Below are 1498 nucleotides of genomic sequence, written 5' to 3' on the forward strand. Positions count from 1 at the left end.
ATATCGCTTTCCTCAATGAAAAACGTAATGCCGTCCGCTTCGGCGCTTGCTCCGATTTGCTGCGGCTCATCTTTCGATACCCCGAGGGAAAATCCTTTTTGAACGTTGCTGCATCCGCCGTAACGGACGAAGAAGCGGACTTGGTCTCCTTTTTTCAGATCAAGCTCGTCCTTGTACCACTTAAGCGCCTCTTCATTAATGTGCAGATTCACGAGAAAAGCACTCCTTTTTTATGGATTGTTATATCTAGTATATAATAATTTGGATTGTTCATAAACATATCATGTTCTGTCAGCGGTTTTTGCCTGACATCCATTTGATTTTCGGCTCGGTTTTGTTAAAAATTCTCTTGATGTTCGTTCTGTGTCTGTAAATGACAAATACCGTAAGAACGACGACGACCGCCACCAAAAAAAGATCCTTTGTGAACAGGCTGTATATCGTCGTATACAGGCCGGTTAAAATAGAAGACAGCGATACGTACTTGGTAATGAACAAAAACAGAAAGAACACCGCGACCATTGTGAGAAACAGGATAGGCTCATAGCACAGCATCACGCCTCCTGAGGTAGCGACCGCTTTTCCCCCTTTAAATTTTGCGAAAACGGGGAACATGTGCCCGATGACGGCTGCTACGCCGGCCAGCAAAGGATGGACATCGACGTGCAGGACGGCGGGCAAAAAAGCGGCAAGCGTTCCTTTTAAGATATCGGCGGCGATGACGATCGAACCCGCTTTGACTCCAAGCGTACGAAAAGCGTTGGTGGCTCCGAGGTTTCCGCTGCCGTGTTCTCTGATATCGATTCCTTTGGCAGCTTTACCCACAATCAAGCCGGATGGAATGCTGCCGAGTAAATAGGCTAAAATCAATAATAAAGCAATTAACATTTCATTTCTCCTTTTTTGATGATCCCTACTCTTTATTTTAACACGAGAGGCACCCTTCATGGCGGCTTTTGTTAAATAGCACCGTATATATCATACAGGATAATGCGCTTTAATCCTATTAAAACTTTGTATATCCTGTATGTTTTCATGTAAACTGAATATAAAAGGAGCTGATGCGGAATGGAAAATCCAACGAAACAGGAGATCAAAAACATTCTTGAGAACAGCAGACGAATTGCGGTCGTCGGCCTTTCGGCCAATCCGGAGAGAACCTCCTATATGGTATCAAAAGCGATGCAGGATGCAGGGTATGAAATCATCCCGGTTAATCCGACCATCGACGAAGTGCTCGGGGTGAAAGCTGTTGCTTCGCTAAAGGATATCGAGGGGCACGTCGATATCGTGAATGTGTTCAGAAGATCCGAGCATCTTCCGGAAGTAGCCAAGGAGTTTTTGGAAATTGACGCTGACGTGTTTTGGGCTCAGCAGGGACTTGTCAATGAAGAAGCGTATCAGTTGCTCAATGAAAAGGGCTATACAGTTGTGATGGATTTGTGCATAAAAGTAGCCCATGCATTGACCAAATCTGCTTAAAAAAGACAAAAATCCT

The 1498-nt window shown here is 44.7% G+C and carries 3 protein-coding genes; 1 reads left to right on the plus strand and 2 read right to left on the minus strand.

The features are described from left to right. Window positions 1-212: HesB/YadR/YfhF family protein (locus V7126_RS23355; RefSeq protein ID WP_335499716.1), on the minus strand; the 212-nt coding region annotated here is incomplete at its 3' end. Window positions 213-291: 79 nt separating this feature from the next. Next, window positions 292-888 carry a glycerol-3-phosphate 1-O-acyltransferase PlsY gene (gene plsY, locus V7126_RS23360; RefSeq protein WP_046132349.1) on the minus strand — a complete coding sequence of 199 codons (597 nt, stop codon included), beginning with the start codon at window positions 886-888 and terminating at the stop codon, window positions 292-294. Window positions 889-1068: 180 nt separating this feature from the next. Here plsY and V7126_RS23365 point away from each other — a divergent pair, with 180 nt between their 5' ends. Then, entirely contained in the window at window positions 1069-1482 is a 414-nt protein-coding gene (locus tag V7126_RS23365; protein ID WP_046132350.1) for a CoA-binding protein, read from the plus strand. Window positions 1483-1498 lie beyond the last annotated feature (16 nt).

This window comes from Bacillus sp. JJ675, from assembly GCF_036963165.1.
Taxonomy (GTDB): domain Bacteria; phylum Bacillota; class Bacilli; order Bacillales; family Bacillaceae; genus Bacillus; species Bacillus glycinifermentans.